A 22,368-nucleotide genomic window follows, 5' to 3' on the forward strand; every position below is an offset into this window, starting at 1 on the left:
CGACGTCGAGGCGCGCCTGATCTGGACCGACGACCCGACGCGCACACCCCACCCTGACCCGTGGAGTTTCTGACACCGAATCTCTCCCGAAGTCGGCGGCAACCTATCGACGCGTGTCGAGCATGTGTTCCCTTTAGCCTGGTCTGTCGCCGGTGGGGTTGGCCTGCTGGTTTGTGTTGTCGATGCTGTCCTTGACGTGGCTGGTTTTAGGTCGCCTTGCCGATGAGGCCGGTACGCGGCAGACGCCTGCTGTGTAATCTTCACTGGTTGAGACTCCTGCTGACCTTGCCGGCCGTGCTGTCCGCGGTCGGGGTCTAGCGGCCCGGGTGCCGGCGGTGAGTTGCTGCTCCCACCGCTGCTGCCTCGGGGATGGGGCGTCAGTCGGCGTATTCGTCGTTGCGGTGTAGGCCGGAGGGTCGGCCATGAGGGAGGGCTATGGCAAGGCTGGACGGGGTCGGGGACTGGCTGGATGAGACGTTCGCCGGCAAGGTGGCTGCCGCCGGTGTTCCGGGTGCCGCGATCGCTGTGCTCGCGGGCGACGAGGTGGTCGAGCGGGCAGCTGGGATCCTCAACCTGCGCACCGGACTCGAGGCGACCACCGACTCGGTCTTCCAGATCGGCTCGATCACCAAGGTGTGGACGGCGACGCTTGTTATGCAGCTGGTCGACGACGGGTTGCTCGACCTGGATGAGCCGGTGCGTAGGTACCTGCCGTCTTTCCGCGTCGCCGACGAGGTGGCCAGCGCGGCCGTCACCGTGCGCCAGTTGCTGTGCCACTGTGGCGGCTTCGAGGGCGACTTCTTCGTCCCGACCACTCGCGACGACGACGCTATCGAGAAGTACGTCGAGGAGGTGGTGCCGGGGATTCCGCAGCATGCCAAGCCCGGCGAGGTCTACTCGTACTGCAATGCCGGCTACTCGATCCTCGGCCGGATCACCGAAGTGCTGATCGGCACCTCGTGGGCACAGGCGCTGCGTACTCGGCTGGTCGAGCCACTGGGCCTCCAGGACGTCAGCACCCGCGCCGAAGAGGCCATCCTGTTCCGCCCAGCGATTGGGCATGTGCGGCCCGCGCCAGACGGGCCGCTGGAGCCCACGAAGCTTTGGGCACTGGACGAATCGATGGCGCCCGCCGGCGCGATGGTCATGTCCGCCCGGTCCGTGCTCGCGTTGGCCCGGCTCTATCTCGCCGGTGGCGTCGCACCGGACGGTAGGCGGCTGCTGTCCACCCAGAGCGTTGCCAGCATGTGGCGATGCCACATCGAGGTGCCGGGGCATCGGACAGGCGGCTGGGGGCTTGGCTGGGGCCTGTACGACTGGCCGGGTGGGAAGGTCGTTGGCCACAACGGCGGGCTCTTCGGGCAACAGGCCTTCCTTCGGGTGGTCCCCCAGCACGATGTTGCGATCGCCCTGCTCGCCAACAGCGAGAGCTCCGTGCCGCTCTACCTCGACGTCTTCACTCACCTGCTCGGCGAGCTTTGCGGCATCAGCGTACCCGCGCCGTCCGAGCCGCCTGCCGAATCAGAGCCCATCACCAACGCGGAACGCTACATCGGACGGTACGAGTTCTCCGCTGCCCAGCTGAAGGTCGAGGAGGTGCGACGTGGCGGGCTCGAACTGGTGGTGACGCAACCGCCTGAAGCGCCAGAACGACTGCGCTTGGTGCGACTGACCAAAGACGTCCTCATCGTCACCGAGCAGCAGAACGGCACCTACGACGTCTGCACGTTCCTCGGAGATGACGGCGCCGGCCGTGCGAGGTTCCTCCACATCGCTGGCAAGGCGATTCCGCGTGTCGGTTGAGGGGTGAGAGCGATAGCAAGTCTCGACAAGATCGGAGACTGGCTGGCCGATCACCACACCCTGGACGGCGACGCTCGTCATCCAGCCGGCCGACGGCGGGTTGCTCGACCTTGAGGTGTGTCCACACCGAATCGAATCCTCCAGACGGGTGATCAGCCCGGCTGCCACTGAGGCGACGCAGCCTCGACCTGACCGTCAACGACTGCTCCGTCAGTCGATTGGTGTCGTGCCGCGGCGATTTGGTCTGCGCGTCGTTGGCCGTGTGCCAGGGCGAGCTGGGTTCGGAGTGTGGTGTTCTCGTCGGCGAGTTCCTTGATCCGCAGGTAGGCGAGTTCGAGTCGACGTCGCCACGATTCGTCGCTGGCGGGTGAGCTGGTTGGTTGGGTCGAGGTTTGGTCTTGGTGGAGCAGGTCGTCCTGGGTGTAGATCCAGGAGCGGGCGACGCCGGCGGTCTTGGCCAGGCCTGCAACCGTCAGCTTGGTCTACGTCACCTGGTTGCCCGCTCGTTCGGACGCCGTGGTCCGCAGGCTCACCGCTCTTGCCGCGTGGCTGAGTCCTGGAACCACCAGCGTCACCTGACAACGCCCACCGCCAGGTGACCCGGACGTTCGGGCTGCGAAAGCTCCTGGTCAATACCGTTTCCTTACCGGCCGGTGGGTTCGCCGTGCCGTGCGGGTGGTCGATGTTCCTGGCATGCTGATTCCGACCGCTCGAAATCAGTTGTGGAGGGCCATGTCTTCATACGCCGAGGTCCTCGAGGCCGCGAACGACATCGTGCTGCACAATTGGCCGAAGGAAGACGTGCCGGAGACTCTGGCCAGAGCCGGTTACGCCGTGACCGTCGTCGTCGGACCGCGGGCCGACGACATCTATGTGCACGAGGTAGACGGCGGCGAAGTGGTCGTGCGCAGGGCTGGACGGCCGCTGGAGCATGCCGACCTTGTCTACGTGTTTCCCTGGCCCGGCTTCGTCCTGGGTGAGGAGTTGCCGCGGATGGCCGCTGAGGGCAAGCGGATCGGCGCCTCCGTACTCTGGTACCAGTCCGGCCGTGCAAGCGACGGCGCCGACGATCTCGAGGGTTGTTGGCTCCCTGACAAGGAGGTCGCCGAGATCCGGAGGATCGCCGAGGCGGCGGACCTCCGTCTCATTCACGACGTCTACATCGCCAACGTCGTACGTGAGTTCCCTAGGGCCAATTGATCGGTGTCCTTGGTGTAGTTGACGGAACCGTGGATCCCGTCACCAGCTCTGAGGTCTGCAGTGTTCTCTTGGATGTGTCCTTGAGGTGATTGCCTTGCTTGTGGGTACAGTCGCTATCTGTATCTTTTCGTTTACAGAAGGTAAGGTGGCGGTTGTGCGGGTGCAGCGGGTGCTGGATCCGGGCGAGGGTCCGGAGTCGTGGACGGTCCTAGGTTCGGGGTTTGTGGTGGTCGAGCCGGTCGATCTGTTCTTGGCGCATCTCACCTCGATCGAGCGGTCACCTGGCACGGTGCGGTCGTACGCGTTCGACCTTCGGGACTTCTTCGCGTTCCTGATTGCGCATGGTCTTGACTGGCGGTCGGTGCGGCTGGAGCATTTGGGCCGCTTCGTGGGCTGGTTGCGGCTCTCACCGTCGGCTCGTGCGGCCGAGGTTGCGGCGTTGTCGACGGTGGATGGGCGATGTTCGGCGGCGACGATCAACCGCAAGCTGGCAGCGGTGGGGTCGTTCTACAGGTTTCATCACCGACACCCGGCTGATCAACAACGACGTCCCGCAAGAAGTTGTCCGCAAGCTCCTCGATCACACCTCCGTCGAGATGACCGCCCACTATGCGCGCCTGCACGACAGCACCCGTACTCGGCGACCAGGTAGTCGGTGTAGAGCCGGATCAGCGCAGATGGGACCGGGATCTCCCGCTGACCGCTCTTGGCCCTCGCGCCGTTGTCGTTGGATCTCAGCCGAACCCGGATCAAGGTTCCCGCGGCATCAATGTCTTCGTGGCGCAAACCAAGCACTTCACCGATCCGCATCCCGTATCGGCCAGAAGCTGGATCAGGAACCGGTCCCGCAGTCGGTCGCAGGCATCGACGATGCGCTGGACGTCCAGGTCCGACAGGGTTCGTGGTAACCGCCGCTGCGTCTTCAGCTTGATCGTGCGCCGGCACTTGTCGCCATCCGATCCCAAGTGGGCCAGAAACGGCCGCCACCCCCCACGCACCCCGCCCGGCTTCATCGACGACAACAGCTCTGCGCAGTCGACCCCGGTCTGCTTCGCCGCAGCGTGCCGGCCGAAAGTCGTTCAGAAGCTGCTCGGCCACGCCTCGGTGACCACTACGACCTCGACGTATAGCCACCTCGGGATCGAGGACATTCGTCGCGTCCTCGACAAGGTTGGCTGGCTCGGCACCGAGCGCGGCGCAGCGGAGATCATCGAACTGACGGGAAGCGGCGTGTCGCAAGCATTGGGAACGGGCACGCAAGGTCGACATCCACGGCAACGACGTCATCATCACCCCAGATAGCCCGCTCGTCGACGCCGAATGGGCCAAACACCATCTCGCCCGGGCCACCGTGGCGCTGCCCAACGGTTACTGCGGGCTGCCGCTGCAGCAAAGCTGCCCCCACGCCAACGCGTGCCTGACCTGCCCGGTCTTCATCACACAGCTCAAGCTCACCCGCGGGATCATCGAACGTGCCCGAGAACGCGGCCAGCTCCGACTCGCCGAGATGAACCAGCGCACGGCGGACAACCTTCTCACGATCATCACGAGCCTGGAACATCCCTCGCCGACGACAGAACCGAGCTCCAGCGATGCAAGCTGACAACTCCGCATATCTCAAGGACGCGGCCCGGCGCCGACACCAACGAGCAACTCAAGCTCTCCACGACCTGCAGGCCAAGAGAACTGCGCGGCTGCGACCGAGCCGGGATCGAGGTCTGGTCTGAGGTATGTGTTCCGTTCTGCGATGCCGCAGGGTCTACCGATCTCCTCATACGCGACCCACCACGCCTTGGCGGGCAGGACGCGCGTATCCAGCCCGGCCTGGACGAGCATCCGCCGGGATGCTCCAGCTGGGCGACGAAGTCGACGGACACTGCCTCGGACCATCCAAGCTGGACGATCTTCAGCCCGCGCCGGCGTTCGCGGCGTTGGAGACATCGTGCTGCCCGAAGATCAGCGCGACCTCTTCGCACAGGATCATGACCTCGGGAAGCTGCGGAGTCGGGGTGATCTTCTCCCCGCCAGCCGCGCTGTTGGCGCGGTAGTCGATCACGGCCTCGGCCGCGCGGAGCATCTTGTCGACCTCGGCCTGGCTGGTGGCGACGCAGTCGATAACCGGCCGATGAGTCCGACCTTCGAACCATGGTTGGAGCCACGGCCGTGCGGTACGCCGGCCCTTACCATCGATCATCCAGACAACCACGTCCACGCACCGCGTGAACGTGGTTGTCTTGACGTTGATCATGTTGGACTTGCCCTTGCCCCGTAGGCCGACCGTCGGCGACCTTCTCTGCGAAGGCCGGGTCCCTGCTGACCTTGAACGTGCCTTGCCGATGCGGTTCGAGCCCTTCGGCACGCTACAGCCCGGCCACATAGTGATGGGAGACATATACGCTCTCCACCCGCTTGACGAACTTCGCCATCTCGCGACTCGACCAGTGCGACAGGCCAGTCTCCTTGGTGGACTCTCCTGCGTGGCAGCCAGAATCCATGCCCGGATCCGAGACGGCACCTGTTCACGGCCGGCTCCATGCGGGCGATCCAGCAACCCGGCCACGCCGTCGACCTCATACCGGGCAAGCCACACATCCACCGTCGGCCGCGACACCCCAGCCAGCGCAGCGATCTCCTGCTTCCGCCGACCCTCAGTGCACCACAACACGATCCGCGCCCCCCGTGTGCCCACCAACGCCGACAGCCCGAACCGCCCGCCACCGCACGCAACTCCGCCGCCTGCTCCACCGACAACTCCATACCCCATAGCCACGCCAAGTTCATTAACCCCACGTAAACAAAACAGAATCACGAGACACTAGTTGCTCGAGGTTCTGAGGATCTTCACCGGCCCGAGAAGGCCGGAGGGAAGGAGCGGGGAGTCAGCGCGGAGGACGTTCAACGACGTCCATGTGTACTTCTTCGTGGTGTTGGGCTGTAGGTCGCCGATCAGCCGGTTGGGCCAAAGGTTGGTCACCTTGATCTCCAGCGTGTTCGTGCCCGGCTTCAGCGCGCCGGTGACATCGGCCCGGAACGGCGTGCACCACAGCACGCCGGCGGACTTGCCGTTCACCGTGACCTCGGCGACGTCCTTCACGCTGCCCAGGTCCAGTACCAGCCTGGCGCCGGTGGTGAACCAATCGGCCGCGGCCTGGACGGTTTTGGTGTAGGTGGCGGTGCCGGAGAAGTACTTCACCCCGGGGTCGGGATGGTCGTTCCATGCGCTCAGCCTGTCGAGGGTGATGCTGGCCGGAGCGCCTCGGTTGGGCTGGAACGCGACCTTCCAGGAGCCATCGATCGTCCCGATCGGCGTCTCCTCGACTTTCGGCGGCGTGCCGCCTTGCGCGGACCCGGGCTTGCGGAACACCACGAATACCGATCCACTCGCACCGAGATCCAAGGGGACGGTGGTGCGTCCGTCGGCGACGCGGTACGCCGCCGGGTTGATCTCGCCGGTTATGGCATCCCAGAGTTCGGGTGCCTTGCCGGCCACCCGGAACGTGGCTTCCACCCTCTCCGCGCGGTTGCGGCGGTTGTGGACGAAGTAGATGTCGCCGTCTGGCAGCGTGCGATGGAAGTAGGCCAGGGCGGTGTCGCTTTGCGGCTTGGTGTGCGCGAAGTCCGGCAAGACCTTGAGTGCCTGCAGAACCTCGGCCGCGGACTGGCCGGCGAACACCTGCCCGTTTCCGACCTTCCGCGTTCCCTCGCCGGACCCCCAGAGCTGATCGGCGATGGACGTGAACTCGGCTTGGTCGTCGCTGTTGCTGGGGCTGTCTGTCGGCTTCGGACCGGCCACGCTCGCGCCGGCGGTCACCAACTGGTAGATCTTCTTCAGCACGCTCAGCGGCATGTGGACGGCGTTGTCGTCGAGGACCAGCAGGCGATAGCTCATGCCGGAGCGCGTGGTGATCCGGTCGTTGGTGACGTCGATGCGGTTCAGGACCACGTGCGAGCTGGCGTAGTCGAGCGCATAGCCCTCCGGCACGTCCGGCCCTTGGTCGCCGAAGAGTGCCGTGATGTTGGAGTCTTCGCCGTAGTAGTAGAGGACGTCGGCGACGGCGCGGCCCTGTTGAAGCAGATGGCTGCAGCGCGAGAGGTAAGTGATCCAGGGCTGGGCATACTCGGCCCAGGTTTCGTGGCGGGTAAACCACTGCCCGTAAATCTGGGCCAGTCCTGGAAGTTTGTCGTCCACCGGCTGGTGGGTGCAGCCCTCGTAGTCGATCCGGTTCACCCCGTCCGCGAACGCGACATCCGCGGCCGGTTTGAGCCTCTCGGGTGAGAAGGCGAACGCATTGCTTTCCTCGCCGCCTGAGTCGGCGGGAAAGGTATTGGACACGACCAGGTTCTGTCCATAGATATGGGCCACGGAGGCAGCTTCGCGGAGGTCCTCGTTATGAGGAGGATCTTCCCCCACTGGGTTGCCGGCCCACGCCGCGCCCATCGGGGCGGCGGCGCTCCGCTTGACGTCCATGCCATCTGCGACGTACTGACGGTAGAACTCGTGGGACTGACTGTGACGGCCCATACCGCGCTCTTTGAGCATGTCCGTGAGCTGATCGTAGGTGTACTCGGCCGTCATCTCGGCGATCGTCTTGCGGAAGTCCCAGAGGAACCGGTCGCTGGCTTCGGAGCTTTCCACGACATGGCCGATCAGCACCGGGAGCCATGGCTTCATGTCGTAGCCGCGGCGCTTGGTGAACTCCGGGATCATTTCGTCGGTCCAGTTGGCCTGGCCGCGTTCGTAGTTGTCGTTGTGCAGGTAGTTCAGGCCGCGTTCGCCCATCAGCCCGCCGGTGGCTTGCTCGAACTTGTCCAGGTAGTAGTCGTAGTAGGCCTGCACGGCCGACTTGCTGAGCTTGTCCACTTCGAGACCGGTCGCCTCAGGGGTTGTGCCGCGGTTCATGGCGCCGACGAGCGAACAGCCCAGCCGCAGAATGGCCCATTTGCCTGCCGGGGGTGTCCAGTTCAGCGTTCCGTCCGGCTCCATCGTCGACGCGAGATCAATGACGTCTTCCTTGCGCACCACGGCCTCGCCTGTGACAGGAGGCGTCGTCCACTCGTAGATGCCGGGGGGCGTTGAGAACGTCGCCGACTTCTCCTCGACGCGGTTGACCCGACCGGAGGTGTGTAGGGCGAGCCCTGAGATGTTGGCGGCTTGCGGGGCGGACGAGCCCGTTTGCCTGGCGAGGATGGCGACGCGGAAGAACTTCGCGGTCACCGGAGCGAACGAAATCGTACGCGCGCCGACCGAATACGGCAGCACGAAGCTCGACAGGCGAAGCCCAGGAATTTCAGCGGCCACACGGAACCGTTGACCGTCGTCGCTCACCTCCAGAGTCTGATCCGAACCTTGACCTGGCATCGTCGGTCCTCCCCGTTTGAGGTCGCCGAGATAGATCGACAGCCCTCGCACCGTGACCGGCTTCTGGAACTCGAGTTGAATCCACGACTTCTCGCCTACTGGCGCGGGCGGAAGCAGCGTGCCGTCGGCGTAGTCGCCGTCGGTCAGCTTGGCCAGGTCGAAATCGCCGCCGCTGGAGGTGACCTTCGGCTGCAACCCGGCCAGGGACTCGTCGTTGTCCGGGAGCCGGTACGCCATCACGGCGGCGTCGGCATACCAGGGGTCCGGCAGGTTCAGATCACCCCCACCCGGGGTGTTCCTGATGTCCAGGTTCTGGAAAGGGCCGATCACGGTCGGCGGATGGGCCAACGTGCCGCGGAACGGCTTGCCACCCTCCACTCGGGTCTCCGTCCACACGAACTTCTTCATGGCCTGTTCGGCAGGGACCCAAGGGCCGCCGCTGGCCGACCATCCGGGCGTGGCCGAACAACCCATCTGGAGGCCCAGTTGGTCAGCCAGCCTGGCCGTATACCCGATGTCGTCCATCCACTGAGGCGACATGACCGGCACGCGTTCGACGATATCCGGCGTGCGCAGGGTTTCGTCCTCCCGCATGAAGCCGCCGAAGCCGACGCGCTTCATCCACCCCAAATCCTTCCTGATGCCATCCTGAGTAACGTTTCCCTCGCCCCAGAACCACCACACGCGCGGTTTGGCACTGTTCGGCGGATCCTGGAAGTCTCGTTCGAGCTGGTCGCCGGCACTCCCCGCCTGGTTCGCGGCACTGCCGCCAAGCTCCGGCGTGGCGCACGAGCTCAGCGGCGCGACAGCCAGAGCGGCACTCAGTTTCATCAGCGTACGGCGTTTCATCGGCTGGCCTCCACAAGTTCTGAGTGATGCGGGCGCCCGCCAGCCAAGCAAGCGTGATGTTGTCCGCGCGTATGCAGATTTCGATATGCCCTCGATATGCCCTCGATATGCCCTGGCTCGGCTCGTCGGCTACTGCTCCGCCATTAACAAACAACCAGCGGAAAACTTAACACGGCCTAGTGTCTCGTGATTCTGTTTTGTTTACGTGAGGTTAATGATCTTGGTGTTGGCAATGGGGTATGGAGTTGTCGGTGGAGCAGGCGGCGGATCAAGTCGAAGGCGGCCATCGGCTCCGCATCCCCTGGCACGTAGGTGCCTTCCGCTTGCACAGAGGCAGCCGTCCCATGATGATGTGCTGGTCGAACCGGGCACCCGCAGAGCCGATCGGTCGAGGTTCGTGAGACGTAGAGCACCCAGAGCCGGGGGCCACAGTCCGTTTGCCCTCGCCGGAGATCCTTAGGGCGTTATTGTTGCAATGCGCGGGGCAGTAGCCTCGCGGAGTGGGCCCGGCAGCCTTCCGGACGGTGGGTGAGCCGGGTTTCGCGTATCTGGGCAGCTCCTATACCCGAGCGACTCGGGCGACGACCAGGCGGACGGTGGCGCGCCAGCGGCCTCCGCGGGTCCAGCACATGCGACAGCATCGGGATGGCTAGCAAGGGCTCCTCGTGGGCACGCAGGTGCACGTACGTCAGGCTCTCGGCGGACAGGCCTTGTGGGCGCGGGCGTAGAAGACGCGGCGGTCGTTCTCGACGAGTGAGTCGTCGCGTTCGAGGGTGAGGCGGTGACTTCTCTCATGAGTTTTCGCCCCAGGTTCTCGCGAATTTTTGGCCCCACCCGAGGGCTGGCACGGTGATTGTTCGTACGAGCTTGGCCCCACTTGTTGATCTTGGTCGCGGTTATGGGGCCGGTGGCTCGTCGGGATGAGGCGGCGGGTCGGCGCTGAACTGGCGAGCGTCGAGGGACGCGGGTGTTCCGGTGGTCGGGTGCCAGCCGCGGCGGCTGAGGAAGCGTTGTAGTTCGTCTTGGACGGTTGGGCTGGCGTGGGTGAGGAAGTCCCAGGTCAGGGCGAGCAGCTCGGTGACGAGCCGGTCGTGGCTGGGCCCGTAGTCGGCGTCTGGTGGTGGGTCTTCGGGCTGGTCGGTGTGGCCAGCCGTCGCCTGGTCAGTGATGCCACCGGCGGCTGCTCACCCAGCACGTCGGCTGGTGTCGGCATCTGGGTGGCGGCGTCGTCTTGGGCGGCCTTGCGGGCCTCGACGGTCAGGGCGTCGGCGGTCAAGGTGCCGGCTTTGAGTGCTGTGGCGATCCCGGCGACCACGTGTTCGTGGGCCATGCTGCGGTGCAGCAGCAGAACCTCGATCAGGGCGCGGGTGCCTTCGGCATCGCCGCGAGCCTTGCGCACCGCTGCCACCAGGCGTCATGCATCGGGGTGAACTTGCCGGCCGCGCGGGCCTGTTCCAGCGCAGTCGAGCCGGGCAACGCCCCGGGCTTGCGCAGCAAGGCCTCCAGGTAGTGGTCGAGCTCCAGAAGGGACTCCAGCTTCCCGGTGAGCCGATCGTGCCGCGCGACCTCGCGGCGGCCATCGAAAACGACCAACTCGTTGGCGTGCAGCAGCACTCGCACTTTGGTCAGTTTGTCTGGAGAACCCAGCTCGGGCCGCCGTTGAGCTCCCGCAAGTAAGGCACCACCCCGTGATTTGCATGCGGCCGCCGAGCATCGCGCCGTTCGCAGCCGTGGATGCCTCGCCGGGAGTTGCTTGTGAACTGGAACGGCTCGCTATGCGGTTTGATCGTGTCCATTCCGTGATGGCTGGGTCCCTGGGCGGCTGGGCGAAACTTCTGGAACGGCCGCACTTGCCACCGGTGCAGCTATCGCGACCGAAGCGAAAACAGACACCGCTGCGATTGAAGGCAGGATGTCGTGCGCATATCTGACCCCTAACGATGCTGTTGGCACTGATGCTGACCGCCTCCGGGGAGAAACGAATGGCCATTGACACTCGCGGCCGGCTGCAGACGGAGTCACCAAATCGTCGGCAAAGTTGATCACCAGGCAAGGCGCTCCGATGGCGGGGAGCGTGGCGCGCTGGTCGGATACAGCGGCGGCAGCGTACTGCTCGGCCATACCGCTGTCCCCGTCTGCCGCCAGCTCCAGTAATGCCAGCCAGTCGGCGATCACCTTGTCGTCGGCCAACGTGCTAGGAGAGAGCATTTTCAGCGCCATCAGGGCGGCGGCGTAACCGGACGGTAGCTTGACGCCGCTGCACAGGTACTCCGTCAGGCCGCCTAAGAACGCCGAACGGAAGGTATCCACGCCGGGTGCGGTGGCGATCAGCGCCATTGAACGGATCAAGTCTGGACGACTCCCGGCGAGCTCTTGACCGATCTTGGCGCCGAGCGAGTAGCCAACCAGGCGGCACGGCGCGAGCCCGAGCCCATCGATCGCGCCAACCGCGTCGGCTACCAGGTCGTCGAAGCCGTAAGGCTTGGCCGGCTTCGCGCCCGAAGGGCCACCCCGGTGGTCGTAGCTAATCGTCTGGTAGCCATCGGTGACCAGTGCACGGATCTACGGCTGCCAAATCGTGCTTCGGGTCCCAGCACCCGTGACCAGCAGGATGGGGTCGCCTTCCCCACGTATGTCATAGTCGAGCTCGACATCGTTGACTGCTATGCGTGCCATCTCAGCTCTTCTCATTCGTTTGCCAGCGTTTCCGGGCGGTGAGCGCCCGGAGGATCGGGATGAGCGAACAGCGCAGTAGGTGCGGGTGGATCGGCTAGCTCTTCCTCTGGTGCCGCCACCGCCGCGGCGAAGCCGGGTGGCGCTACGAGGTCGGTTACCCGCCATCCCGGCAAGCTGGCGGGTGCCGACGCCGTGCCGAGGTAGTCGAGCGCCGGGTCACGCCCGAGGCCTGTGCCCAGTCCCTTGAGGTAGGCCTCCTTGCGCACCCAAACCCGAGCGCAGGCAGCTGGCTGCTCGTTCTCGGGCAGTACGCGGATCTCCGCTGCCTCCCGCGGATGCAGTGCGGCCGCGATGTGCTCTGCCGTTGCCACGGAGGGCATCTTCTCCACATCGGTGCCGACCGGCTGAGCGGCGACCGCTACCAGCGCAAGTCCTTTGCTGTGGGAGAGGGAGAAGTACACCTCGTTACCAGCAACCGCTGGCCGGCCGTGAGCTCGACCGCACAGCGGACAGGCTTCGCGGACGAGCTGCACACAGTGTGGAGCAAGGCCGAGGTACGCCCCCAACAGAACCCGCAGCGCCACGTGAGCGGCCACGTACGCCACCCGATCGGCCTCGCGGTGGAAAAGGGTGGCACGCCTCAACTCCTCGGCATCGAGCATCGTGGAGCCCGCAGGTACGGCTGCGTCCGCCCGCCGAACGGAGTCCACGAACCAAAGGGCGGGAGACTCCCCAGGTGCGGGTGAGCTGACCTTCCCGGGCCCTGCGGCGAAATCGAACCATGTGGATGTGGTGATCGCATCAGACATGTGCAGGTTCCGCCCCTGAAGCGTCCAACCAGCGGCACGTTGTTGGCCGTGCCGCCCAGTGGGACCGGCTGGAACGCCGCGCAGCTCAGTGTGTCCGGCCGGCAGCTGAGACCTCGGCATCGATATCTTGGCCCGCCGACTCCGGCGCTGCAGGCGAGCTCAGCATCTCGGCGATGTGGCGGGCAAGGGCCGACGCCGAACCGCTGGCAAGGATCTCCTTGGCGGGAACGGCAATTCCGTAGGCGCGCTCGATCCGCTTGCGGAGGGCGACGGCGCCGATCGAGTCGAAGCCGTGGCGGATCAGCTCGTCGCCCGGGTCGATCCGGTCCTCCGGAACCGCGAGGATCCCGGAGACCCAGGCAAGTATGCGGCTCCGGAGGGCCGACTCGGAGTAATCCACGGCATCGTTCGCGTCGTCGTCCTGCGGCAGGTCCTCGGCGATGCTGTGCGCGCTTCGGCCGTTCCCAGGAGTCACGAGCCCAGCCGGTTCGAGCCAGAACCGCGTGCGTTCGAAGGAGTAGGTCGGCAACGAAAGGGATCCAGGTGCGTTGGGAAGAACGGCCGCCCAGTCGACGCCGACGCCCCGGGTGTGGGCCGCCGCCAGCGCGCTGAGCAGCGCCGTGCTCTCCGCCTGATCCCGCTTCATGAGTGGGGCGAAGAGGTGGTCGTCACCGGGCAGGCAGTCCGGTCCGAGTGTGCTCAGGACTGCGTCCGGGCCGAGTTCCAGGAACACCTTCACCCCGCTGTCCCTCAGCGTCCGCACCGTGTCGAGGAAGCGGACCGGCGCACACGCCTGCTCGACCCAGTACTCGGCCGAGGTCAGACGCTCGGCCAGGGAGCCTGTGACCATGGACACGACCGAGATCTTCGGTGAGTGGAAACGCAGCGGCTTTACCGCCCGCCCGAACTCCTCCAGTACGCCCTCCATGTGCGCGGAATGGAAGGCGTGGCTGACGTGCAGCCGCCGGGACGACGCTCCGCGGCGGGCCGCCTCCGCCGCGATGGCGGTGACCGCGTCGAGGTCACCCGAGATGACCGTCGCGGCAGGACCGTTGACCGCGGCGACGTCCACCGCCGCGCCGTTGTCGCTCCACGGCTTCAGCAACTCGCGTACGTCGGCTTCGGGCGCCTCGATCGCGAGTACGGCGCCTCCGGCTGTGGCGGCATGCATGAGCCGGCCACGCGCCTCGACCAGGGTGGCCGCGTCGGTGAGCGACAGCACACCGGCCACGTGCGCGGCCGTCACCTCGCCGATCGAGTGACCGGCCAGGTAGTCGGGCCTGATCCCGTACGCCTCGGCGAGCCGGAACAGCGCGACCTCGACGGCGAACAGCCCGGCCTGCGCATAGCGGGTCTCGTCCAACCGGGCCTGATCACCGTGGAAGACGAGATCCGTCAGCGAACCGCCGAGTGCGGGGCTGAGCTGGGCGCTGACGGCGTCGAACGCCTCGGCGAACGCCGGATGGGTGGCGTACAACTCGCGGCCCATCCCGATGCGCTGGCTGCCCTGGCCGGTGAAGAGGAACGCCAAGCGCGACCATACGGCGCGGCCGGTCACAACGGTGTCCGACGCGGCGCTGGTGCTCAGCGCGTCCAGCCCTGCGAGGAAGTCGGCACGGTCCGTCCCCGTCACCGCACCGCGATGGGTCAGGGCGGCCCTGGTGGTGGCCAGGGCGCGGGCGACCTCCGCCGGCGTCAGGTCGGGGTTCGTACGCGCCCATGCGGCAAGGTTCGCAGCCTGCCTACGCAGCGCCGGTTCGGTGGCCGCGGAGACGAGCCAAGTCAGCGGCATGACCGGGGCTGGGGACGCCGGGGTCGGCTGCTGGGTGGGGGGTGGCGCCTCGATGATGACGTGAGCGTTGGTGCCGCCGGCGCCAAAGGAGGAGACGGCCGCACGGCGAAGGCGGCCCTGATCGGGCCAGGCCTGCGGGTGTGTGAGAAGGCGGACAGCGGAGTCCCAGCTGACATCGGGGTTCGGCGCGTCGATGTGGATGGTGCGCGGCAGCTGGTTGTGGTGCATCGCCTGGACCATCTTGATGACACCCGCGATGCCCGCGGCGTGCGCGGTATGGCCGATGTTGGACTTGATGGAGCCCAGCCACAGCGGCCGGTCGGCGGGGCGGTCGTGGCCGTAGGTGGCCTGGATGGCTTCGACTTCGATGGGGTCGCCGACGCGGGTGCCTGTGCCGTGGGCCTCGACCACGTCCACGTCGCCGGGCGCGAGGCCGGCGTTGGCGAGAGCGGCCCTGATCACCCGCTGCTGGGAGGGGCCGTGGGGTACGGTCGGGCGGCTGGAGGCGCCGTCCTGGTTGACGGCCGAGCCGCGTACCACGGCCAGGACGCGGTGGCCGTTGCGACGAGCGTCGGAAAGCCGCTCGGTGAGCAGGACGCCGACGCCCTCGGACCAGCCTGTTCCGTCCGCAGCCGCCGCGAAGGACCTGCACCGGCCGTCCGGCGACAGCCCGCGTAGACGGCTGAACTCGATGAAGGACCCTGGTTCGGCCATGACGAATACGCCGCCGGCCAGGGCCAGCTCGCATTCACCCAAACGCAGCGCCTGCACGGCCAGATGCAGGGCGACCAGGGAGGAGGAACACGCCGTGTCCACCGTCATCGAGGGCCCCTCCAGCCCGAAGGCGTACGACAGGCGGCCTGAATGCATGCTGGGTGCGAACCCGGTTATCCGGTACCCCTCTACCCCCTGCGGAGGGTGGTGCCCCGAGGAACCGTAGAACTGGTAGTTGCTGCCCACGAACACGCCCGTATGGCTTCCGCGGAGCGAAGTCGGATCGATCCCGGCGCGCTCCCAGGCTTCCCAGCTCGTCTCCAGTAGCAGTCGTTGCTGCGGGTCCATGGCCAACGCCTCGCGCGAGGAGATGCCGAACAGGTCGGCGTCGAAGTCACCAGCGTCATAGAGAAAGCCGCCCTCGCGCACGTAGCTGGTGCCGACTTGGTCCGGGTCGGGATCGTAGAGGGCATCGACGTCCCAGCCCCGGTCGCTGGGAAAGGTTGAGACCACGTCGCGGCCGGAGTCCACCAGCTCCCACAGCTCTTCGGGCGAGCCGACCCCGCCGGGGTAGCGGCACGCCATGCCCACTATGGCGACGGGCTCCCGCGCGGCCTCGGTCAATCGCAGGTTCTGCCGCCTGAGCTGCTTGGCCTCGCGCAGCGACGTGCGCAAGGCCTCGACGAGTTCCTCGTTCGAGGGCTCGGTCTCGCTCACTGTGTACCACCCATCTGATCGGCTATGAATTGGAGTCGTTGAACGCGATGTCGATAAGGCTCCGCGCGTCCAGGGAGTCGAAATCGGTGTCGTCGTCCGGGTCGGACCCGGCCGGGCTGACACCGACCGCCACCTGCTGCGCCGGAGCGTCGATCGCCAGCTGCAGCAAGGCATCGAGCAACCCTGCCTCGCGCAGGCGTGCGAGCGGTATCGCCGCAAGAGCGTCGCGTACCGTTACCTCGTCCGGCTCGGCCGGTTCGCGAGGCCCCTCAGAGCCGGGCAGCAACTCGGCCAGGTGTTCTGTCAGCGCGAGCGGTGTCTGATGTTCGAACAGCAGCCCGACCGGGAGCCGCAGGCCTGTCGCTCTTGCCAGGCGGTTGCGCAGTTCGACGGCTGTCAGCGAGTCGAAGCCCAGGTTCTTGAACGTGTCCTCCGCCGCCAGCGCCCGGGCGTCGACATGACCTAGCACCGCCGCCGACTGCTCACACACCAGGTCGAGCACCGCGCGGTTGCGCTGGGTGGTGTCCAGCCCGCCCAGACGTCGCACGAGGTTGTCCGCTGACTCGGTCCGGTCGGCGGCGCGCGGGGCGCGGCGGCGGTCGCCCACCAGGCCGCGCAGCACCGGAGCCACCCCCTCGATCCGCCCGCGCAGCGCCACTGCGTCCAGCTTGACTGGCAGCAGCACCGCCTCCCCCACGCCCAGCGCGGCGTCGAACAGCCGCACGCCTTCCTCCGCAGAGAGTGCCAGCGACCCCGAACGTGCCAGCCAGGCCTGGTCAGTGATCCCCGTCGCGCCGGTCACCCCGCTCGGCGAGCTCCACGGGCCCCAGGCCAGCGATGTCGCCGGCAGGCCGCTCGTTTGCCGGTACCGGGCCAGAGCGTCGAGGAAAGCGTTGGCCGCCGCATAGTTGGCCTGCCTCGGGGATCCGAGCGTTCCCGCGGCTGAGGAGAACAGCACGAACATCGCCAGGTCGGCGTCTCGGGTCAGCTCGTGCAGCGCCCACGCCGCGTCCACCTTCGGCGCGAAGACGGTACGCAGCCGCTGCGCCGTCATCGATGTCAGCGCGCCGTCATCCAACACGCCCGCCGCGTGCACCACGCCGGTCAGCGGATGCGCGTTCGGCACGCTCGCCAACAGGCCGGCCAGCGCCTGCCGGTCGGCGACGTCGCACGCGGCCACCGTGACATCGGCGCCCAGTTCCTCGAGTTGGCTGATCAACTCGTCCATTCCTGCTGCAGTTGCGCCCGGGCGTCCGGCCAGGACCAGATGCCGTACCCCGTGCTCGGCCACCAGATGGCGGGCGATCAGTGCGCCCGGCACCCCGGTGGCTCCGGTGATCAGAACCGTGCCCTGCGGATCGAGTGGTCGCGGCACGGTGAGTGCGGCCTTCCCACGAAGCCTGGCCTGGCCGAGCTGGCGGAACGCCTCGGGGGCGCGGTGCACATCCCAGGCCGTGAGCGGCGGCAGCGACAAGGTGCCGTCGTCGAAGAGCGCCAGCACTTCGGCGAGGATCGCCGCGAGTCGTTCCGTCCCCATCTCCAGCATCTCGAACGCCGTGTACTCCACGCCGTGCGACGCCCGCATCGTATCCGCGTCCCTGATGTCCGTCTTGCCCATCTCCAGGAACCGGCCCCCCGGCCGCAGCAGCCGCGCCGAGGCGTCAACGAACTCATTGGTCAGGGAGTTCAGCACAACGTCGAACCCGGACGGGAAGGCAGACTCGAAGTCGAGTGTGCGTGACGAGGCGATGCGTTCGTCCGTCAACCCTTGCTCACGCAGCGCCGCCCACTTGCCGGTGCTGGCCGTGCCGTACACCTCGGCGCCCAGGTGCCTGGCCAGTTGCACTGCCGCTGTGCCTACACCGCCCGCCGCCGCGTGTACGAGTACCGACTGACCGGGCTTCAGCCCGGCGAGGTCTACCAGTGCGTAATAGGCGGTGAGATAGGCGGTCGGCACGGTAGCGGCCTGTGCGAACGACCAGCCTCGCGGAATTCTGGCCAGCAGCCGCCGGTCCGTCCTGGCCAGCGGACCGATGCCGCCCCTCACCAGGCCGAACACCTGGTCTCCGGGGGCCAGGTCGGTGACGTCAGCCGCGTTCTCGGTCACCACACCGGCCACCTCGGAGCCGTTGTTCAGACTGCACGGGCCTAGGCCGAGTGCCGTCATGACGTCGCGGAAGTTCAGCCCGGCAGCGCGTACGGACAGCCGTACCTGCCCTGGCGCCAGCGGCGCCGTCGCCTCGGGCGCCGGCAGCAGCGCCAGCCGGTCCAGAGCCCCTGCCTCGGTTACGTCGAGCCGCCACGCGCCTGTCTGCTTCGGCGGCACGAGGTCGGGTGGACCGACGCGACCGAGACGAGCGACGAACAGCTCCCCTTCACGTAGTGCCAACTCCGGCTCCCCCAGAGCCGCCGCCGACGGAAGGACTCGCGTCGACGCGGCGGAGCCATCGGTGTCGACCAGTACCAGCCGCCCAGGGTGCTCCGCCGCCGCCGAACGCACCAGGCCCCACACAGTGGCCGCAGCGGGATCGGGTTGCTCAGTTCCGACGGCCACGGCTCTTCGGGTGAGGACGATGAGGGAACCGGCGGCGAAGCGGTTGTCGGAAAGCCAACCGTTGATCGCGTCGAGCACGTGGGCTGCCACGGCGTATGCGGCGGCAGGTGCGGGAGCGTCGCCAGTGGTCACGGGCAGCACGAGCACGTCCGCAACCTCTTCCTGCGCCCGTGCTTCGCCCAGCACCGGCAGGCCGCCTTCCGGCACCTCGGCGCCGGGCATGGGAAACACCGGTAGCGGCGTCCACTCCAGCCGGTAGAGCGGCTCGGCGGCAGCAGCTGCGGTGAACGGACGCAGCAGCAGCGATCCGACGGCGAGGACGGGTCGGCCCGCTGGGTCGGTCGCGGTGAGTGTGACGGTGTCGGGACCGGCGGGGGTGATGCGCACATGGAGGCTGGTGGTCTCCTCGGCTCGCAGGGTATGCAGGTGCACGTCCGTCCAGGCGAACGGGAGGAGCAGCGCTGCGCCCTGCTCGGGACCGGTGAGCACGAGGGGGTGGAGGGCCGCGTCGAGGAGCGCGGAGAACGGGGATCGGCCTCCGGGGTCAGTCGGGTCGCCATCCGCCGACACCTCGGCGTAGATCTCCTCTCCGCGCCGCCACATCGCTTTGACCGCACGGAAGGAGGAACCGTAGTCCACGCCGAGGTCGGCCAGCCGGTCGTAGAGGTCGGCGGGCGAGATCTCCGCTGGCCGGGCGTCAGGTGGTGGCCAGGCCGCAGTGAGCGGAGCGGCTGACCGGCCGGGCTCGCCCTGCATGACGGTGCCCTCGGCGTTTCGCGTCCACGGCTCCGGCTCAGCTCCCCGCACGATGCGGGAGTGCACGGTCACGGTGCGCCGCCCGTCGGCGTCGGCGGCGGCCAGGAGTACCCGCAGCTGGATCTCCCCGTCCTCGGGAACGATCAGCGGGGCTTCCAGGACGAGTTGTTCCAGCTGTCCCGCCTCCACCTCACGGCTCGCGCAGGCGACCATGTCCAGCACCGCTGTGCCGGACAGCAAGATCTGCTCCCCAACCCGGTGATCGGCCACCCAGGGATGCGTCGCCAGAGAGACACGTCCGGTCAGCAGCAGCGCTCCCGCATCCGGCAGTTCCGTCACGGCGGTCAGCACCGGATGGCCAACGGGGGTAAGGCCGGCCGCGCGGATGTCACCCTGCGCCGGCGCGGGCCAGTAGCGGTGGCGTTGGAAGGCGTAGGTGGGCAGGGTGATGTGTTGTGCGCCTCTGCCTTCGAAGCAGGCGAGCCAGTCGACGTCGATGCCATGGCAGTGGGCCTCGGCCAGTGATGTGAGCAAGAGGCGGTGTTCGTCCTCGCCGCGGCGCAGGGTCCCCAGCGCGACAGCCTCCACACCGGCCTGCCAGATGGTCGCTCGGAGGGGGACAGTGAGGACGGGGCGGGGGCTGATCTCGATGAAGGCGCGGTGGCCGGCGGTCAACAGCGCCGTGATGGCTTGTTCGAATCGCACTGTCTCCCGCAGGGAGAGATACCAATACCCGGCGTCCATCACGGTGTCGTCGAGCAGGACGTCGCCAGTGAGGGAGGAATAGACAGGTATGTCGCCTGCGTGTGGTTGGATGCCGGTGAGGAGTTCGGCCAATTCGGCTTCGATCTCCTCCACGCGGGCTGAGTGGGAGGCGTAATCCACCCCGATGCGGCGGACCCCCGCTCCTTCTTCTTCGCAGTGGTTGAGGAACTCGTCCAGCGTCTTCTGGTCGCCGCTGACGATGACCTGGGTCGGGCCGTTGATGGCGGCGACGAAGATGTTGCCGGGCCAGGCTCTGATGGTTTCCTCGACCCAGCTGGCTGAGCGGGTCACCGAAGCCATGCCGCCTCTACCGGTCAGGGTTCGTAGTGCGCGGCTGCGGAGGGCGATGATTCTGGCGGCGTCCTGGAGGCTGAGCACTCCGGCGACGCAGGCCGCGGCGATCTCTCCCTGAGAGTGACCGACCACCGCCGCCGGCTCCACACCAAACGACCGCCACACCTCCACCAACGACACCATCACCGCCCACAACACCGGCTGCACAACATCGACTCGGTCGTACCCCGGTGCGTTGTTGGTGCCGCGGATGACATCAAGCAACGACCAGTCGATCAGGGGTTCCAGAGCGGCGGCGCACTCACCCATCCGGCGGGCGAACACAGGAGAAGATTCGAGCAGGCCTGCAGCCATGCCCAGCCACTGCGCACCCTGCCCGGGGAAGACGAACACAGGGCGGACAACCGATCGGGCGGACCCGGTCACCACTTGAGAGGTGTCACCGCCATGGATCAGTGTTTCGAGGCCGTGTTCGAGTTCGGCGCGGTCGCTGGCCACGACCACAGCCCGTTGTTCGAAGTGTGCACGACCCACGGCAAGGGAGTAACCGATGTCAGCCAGTTGGATGTCGGGATGGTTCCGAAGATGGTCGAGGAGCCTGCCGGCTTGGGCACGCAATGCCAACTCCGTTTTGGCCGAAAGCAGGATCGGGATCTCCTGCGATGCTTCGCGTAAGGATGCAGTCTCCTGCGACCCGGACTCTGACACCTGCTCCAGGATGACGTGGGCGTTGGTGCCACCAATGCCGAACGAAGAGACCCCCGCACGGCGAGGGTGCCCGGTCTCGGGCCATGCTGTCGCCTCAGTCAGCAACGCCACCCCGCCGCCAGACCAATCCACATGCGGGGTGGGCTCGTCCGCGTGCAGGGTCTTGGGCAGCAGCCCGTGGCGCAGCGCCATGGTCATCTTGATGACGCCGGCGACACCGGCGGCAGCCTGGGTGTGCCCGATGTTCGACTTGAGGGAGCCCAGGTGGAGCGGGTGGCCGGCCGGCCTGGTGCGGCCGTATGTAGCGAGAAGGGCCCCGCCCTCGATGGGGTCGCCCAGCGCGGTGCCCGTGCCGTGCGCCTCGACGGCGTCGATGTCATCGGGAGCGAGGCCAGCGGCGGCCAGTGCGTCGCGGATGACGCGCTGCTGGGAGGGGCCGTTGGGCGCCGTGAGGCCGTTACTGGCGCCGTCCTGGTTGACGGCGGAGCCTCGGACCAAAGCCAGGACGGGGTGGCCGAGGCGGCGGGCGTCGCTGAGGCGTTCGACCAACAGCAGCCCGGCTCCCTCGGACCAGCCAGTGCCGTCCGCGCTCGCGGAGAACGCCTTGCAGCGGCCATCGAGGGCGAGACCGCGCTGCCTGCTGAACTCCACGAACAACCGCGGGGTTGCCATCACCGTCACACCGCCCGCCAGGGCCAGCGAACACTCGCCCCGCCGCAGCGCGGCAACGGCCAGATGCAATGCCACCAGCGAAGAGGAGCACGCCGTGTCCACGGTGAGGGCGGGCCCTTCCAGGCCGAGGACATAGGCGATGCGCCCGGACACGACGCTCCCGGAGGCGCCGACGGCCAGCAGCCCTTCCAGGTCTCGGGGGGCGGGAGTCAGGAGGGTGGCGTGGTCGCCGTACATGGCACCCACGAAAACGCCCGTGCGACTGCCACGCACCGAGTCCGGGCGGATGCCCGCGTCCTCGAACGCCTCCCAGGCGGTTTCGAGCAGCAGCCGCTGCTGCGGGTCCATCGCGTGCGCCTCGCGCGGTGAGATGCCGAAGAATCCCGCGTCGAAGAGCGTGGCGTCTGTGAGGAAACCGCCCTCCTTGACGTATGACGTGTGCGGGGTGTCGGGGTCTGGGTCGTACAGAGAGGACAGGTCCCAACCGCGGTCGACGGGGAACTGGCCGATGGCATCAACCTCGTCGGCGACCAGTCGCCACAGGTCCTGGGGCGAGGCGACTCCGCCGGGGTAACGGCAGGCCATGCCAACAATGGCGATCGGCTCGTGCTCACGGTTCTGCAGCCGCTCGTTCTCCTTCAGCGCGGCTCGCAGCGCCTCGGTGAGCTTCTCGGTCGATGTGGATGCCATGGGTGTGCTT

Annotated in this window: 11 protein-coding genes and 2 pseudogenes; 5 read left to right on the forward strand and 8 right to left on the reverse strand. The window is 67.2% G+C overall.

What is annotated here, in order from left to right; genetic code table 11:
• The first annotated feature begins 435 nt into the window (after positions 1–435).
• The 5 genes from ACYVF6_RS15440 (at position 436) to ACYVF6_RS15460 (ending at position 4,606) form a co-directional block, all read left to right on the forward strand.
• On the forward strand, positions 436–1,803 hold the full coding sequence (locus tag ACYVF6_RS15440) for a serine hydrolase domain-containing protein (protein WP_460521656.1): 1,368 nt from the start codon (positions 436–438) through the stop codon (positions 1,801–1,803).
• Positions 1,804–2,535: 732 nt separating this feature from the next.
• The gene (locus tag ACYVF6_RS15445; RefSeq protein WP_460521658.1) at positions 2,536–3,003 is read left to right on the forward strand and encodes a Rossmann-fold NAD(P)-binding domain-containing protein; all 468 of its coding nucleotides are present in this window, start codon (positions 2,536–2,538) and stop codon (positions 3,001–3,003) included.
• A 226-nt stretch (positions 3,004–3,229) separates the two neighbouring features.
• Complete coding sequence (locus ACYVF6_RS15450; protein ID WP_460521704.1) at positions 3,230–3,655, forward strand: site-specific integrase; 426 nt, start codon at positions 3,230–3,232, stop codon at positions 3,653–3,655.
• Positions 3,656–3,780: 125 nt separating this feature from the next.
• Positions 3,781–4,305 carry a hypothetical protein gene (locus ACYVF6_RS15455; protein ID WP_460521660.1) on the forward strand — a complete coding sequence of 175 codons (525 nt, stop codon included), beginning with the start codon at positions 3,781–3,783 and terminating at the stop codon, positions 4,303–4,305.
• 49 nt (positions 4,306–4,354) lie between these two features.
• Complete coding sequence (locus ACYVF6_RS15460) at positions 4,355–4,606, forward strand: hypothetical protein (protein ID WP_460521662.1); 252 nt, start codon at positions 4,355–4,357, stop codon at positions 4,604–4,606.
• A 303-nt stretch (positions 4,607–4,909) separates the two neighbouring features.
• On the opposite strand, the gene ACYVF6_RS15465 is transcribed toward ACYVF6_RS15460, so the two are convergent.
• The 8 genes and pseudogenes from ACYVF6_RS15465 to ACYVF6_RS15500 form a co-directional block, all read right to left on the reverse strand.
• The gene (locus ACYVF6_RS15465) at positions 4,910–5,197 is read right to left on the reverse strand and encodes a hypothetical protein (protein ID WP_460521708.1); all 288 of its coding nucleotides are present in this window, start codon (positions 5,195–5,197) and stop codon (positions 4,910–4,912) included.
• A 321-nt stretch (positions 5,198–5,518) separates the two neighbouring features.
• A pseudogene (locus ACYVF6_RS15470) lies at positions 5,519–5,767 on the reverse strand (helix-turn-helix domain-containing protein); the annotation flags it as partial.
• A 51-nt stretch (positions 5,768–5,818) separates the two neighbouring features.
• A complete protein-coding gene (locus ACYVF6_RS15475) occupies positions 5,819–9,211 on the reverse strand; it encodes a glycosyl hydrolase family 2 protein (RefSeq protein ID WP_460521664.1) in 3,393 nt (1,130 codons plus the stop codon).
• 1,234 nt (positions 9,212–10,445) lie between these two features.
• Positions 10,446–10,831 (reverse strand): annotated as a pseudogene (locus ACYVF6_RS15480) (IS21 family transposase); the annotation flags it as partial.
• A gap of 153 nt (positions 10,832–10,984) precedes the next feature.
• Entirely contained in the window at positions 10,985–11,773 is a 789-nt protein-coding gene (locus ACYVF6_RS15485; protein WP_460521706.1) for an alpha/beta fold hydrolase, read from the reverse strand.
• Positions 11,774–11,898: 125 nt separating this feature from the next.
• Positions 11,899–12,816 carry a 4'-phosphopantetheinyl transferase family protein gene (locus ACYVF6_RS15490; RefSeq protein WP_460521666.1) on the reverse strand — a complete coding sequence of 306 codons (918 nt, stop codon included), beginning with the start codon at positions 12,814–12,816 and terminating at the stop codon, positions 11,899–11,901.
• Entirely contained in the window at positions 12,782–15,919 is a 3,138-nt protein-coding gene (locus ACYVF6_RS15495; protein WP_460521668.1) for a type I polyketide synthase, read from the reverse strand. The genes ACYVF6_RS15490 and ACYVF6_RS15495 overlap by 35 nt, the downstream gene beginning before the upstream one ends.
• A 22-nt stretch (positions 15,920–15,941) precedes the next feature.
• Positions 15,942–22,358, reverse strand: coding sequence for an SDR family NAD(P)-dependent oxidoreductase (locus ACYVF6_RS15500; RefSeq protein ID WP_460521670.1), 6,417 nt, complete (start codon positions 22,356–22,358; stop codon positions 15,942–15,944).
• Positions 22,359–22,368 lie beyond the last annotated feature (10 nt).

The sequence above is a fragment of the Flindersiella endophytica genome (assembly GCF_054779015.1).

Coding starts and splice junctions, on each gene's coding strand:
- ACYVF6_RS15440 (WP_460521656.1), top strand. CDS start 436: ATGGCAAGGCTGGACGGGGTCGGGGACTGGCTGGATGAGACGTTCGCC.
- ACYVF6_RS15445 (WP_460521658.1), top strand. CDS start 2,536: ATGTCTTCATACGCCGAGGTCCTCGAGGCCGCGAACGACATCGTGCTG.
- ACYVF6_RS15465 (WP_460521708.1), bottom strand. CDS start 5,197: ATGATCGATGGTAAGGGCCGGCGTACCGCACGGCCGTGGCTCCAACCA.
- ACYVF6_RS15475 (WP_460521664.1), bottom strand. CDS start 9,211: ATGAAACGCCGTACGCTGATGAAACTGAGTGCCGCTCTGGCTGTCGCG.
- ACYVF6_RS15490 (WP_460521666.1), bottom strand. CDS start 12,816: ATGCCGAGGTCTCAGCTGCCGGCCGGACACACTGAGCTGCGCGGCGTT.
- ACYVF6_RS15500 (WP_460521670.1), bottom strand. CDS start 22,358: ATGGCATCCACATCGACCGAGAAGCTCACCGAGGCGCTGCGAGCCGCG.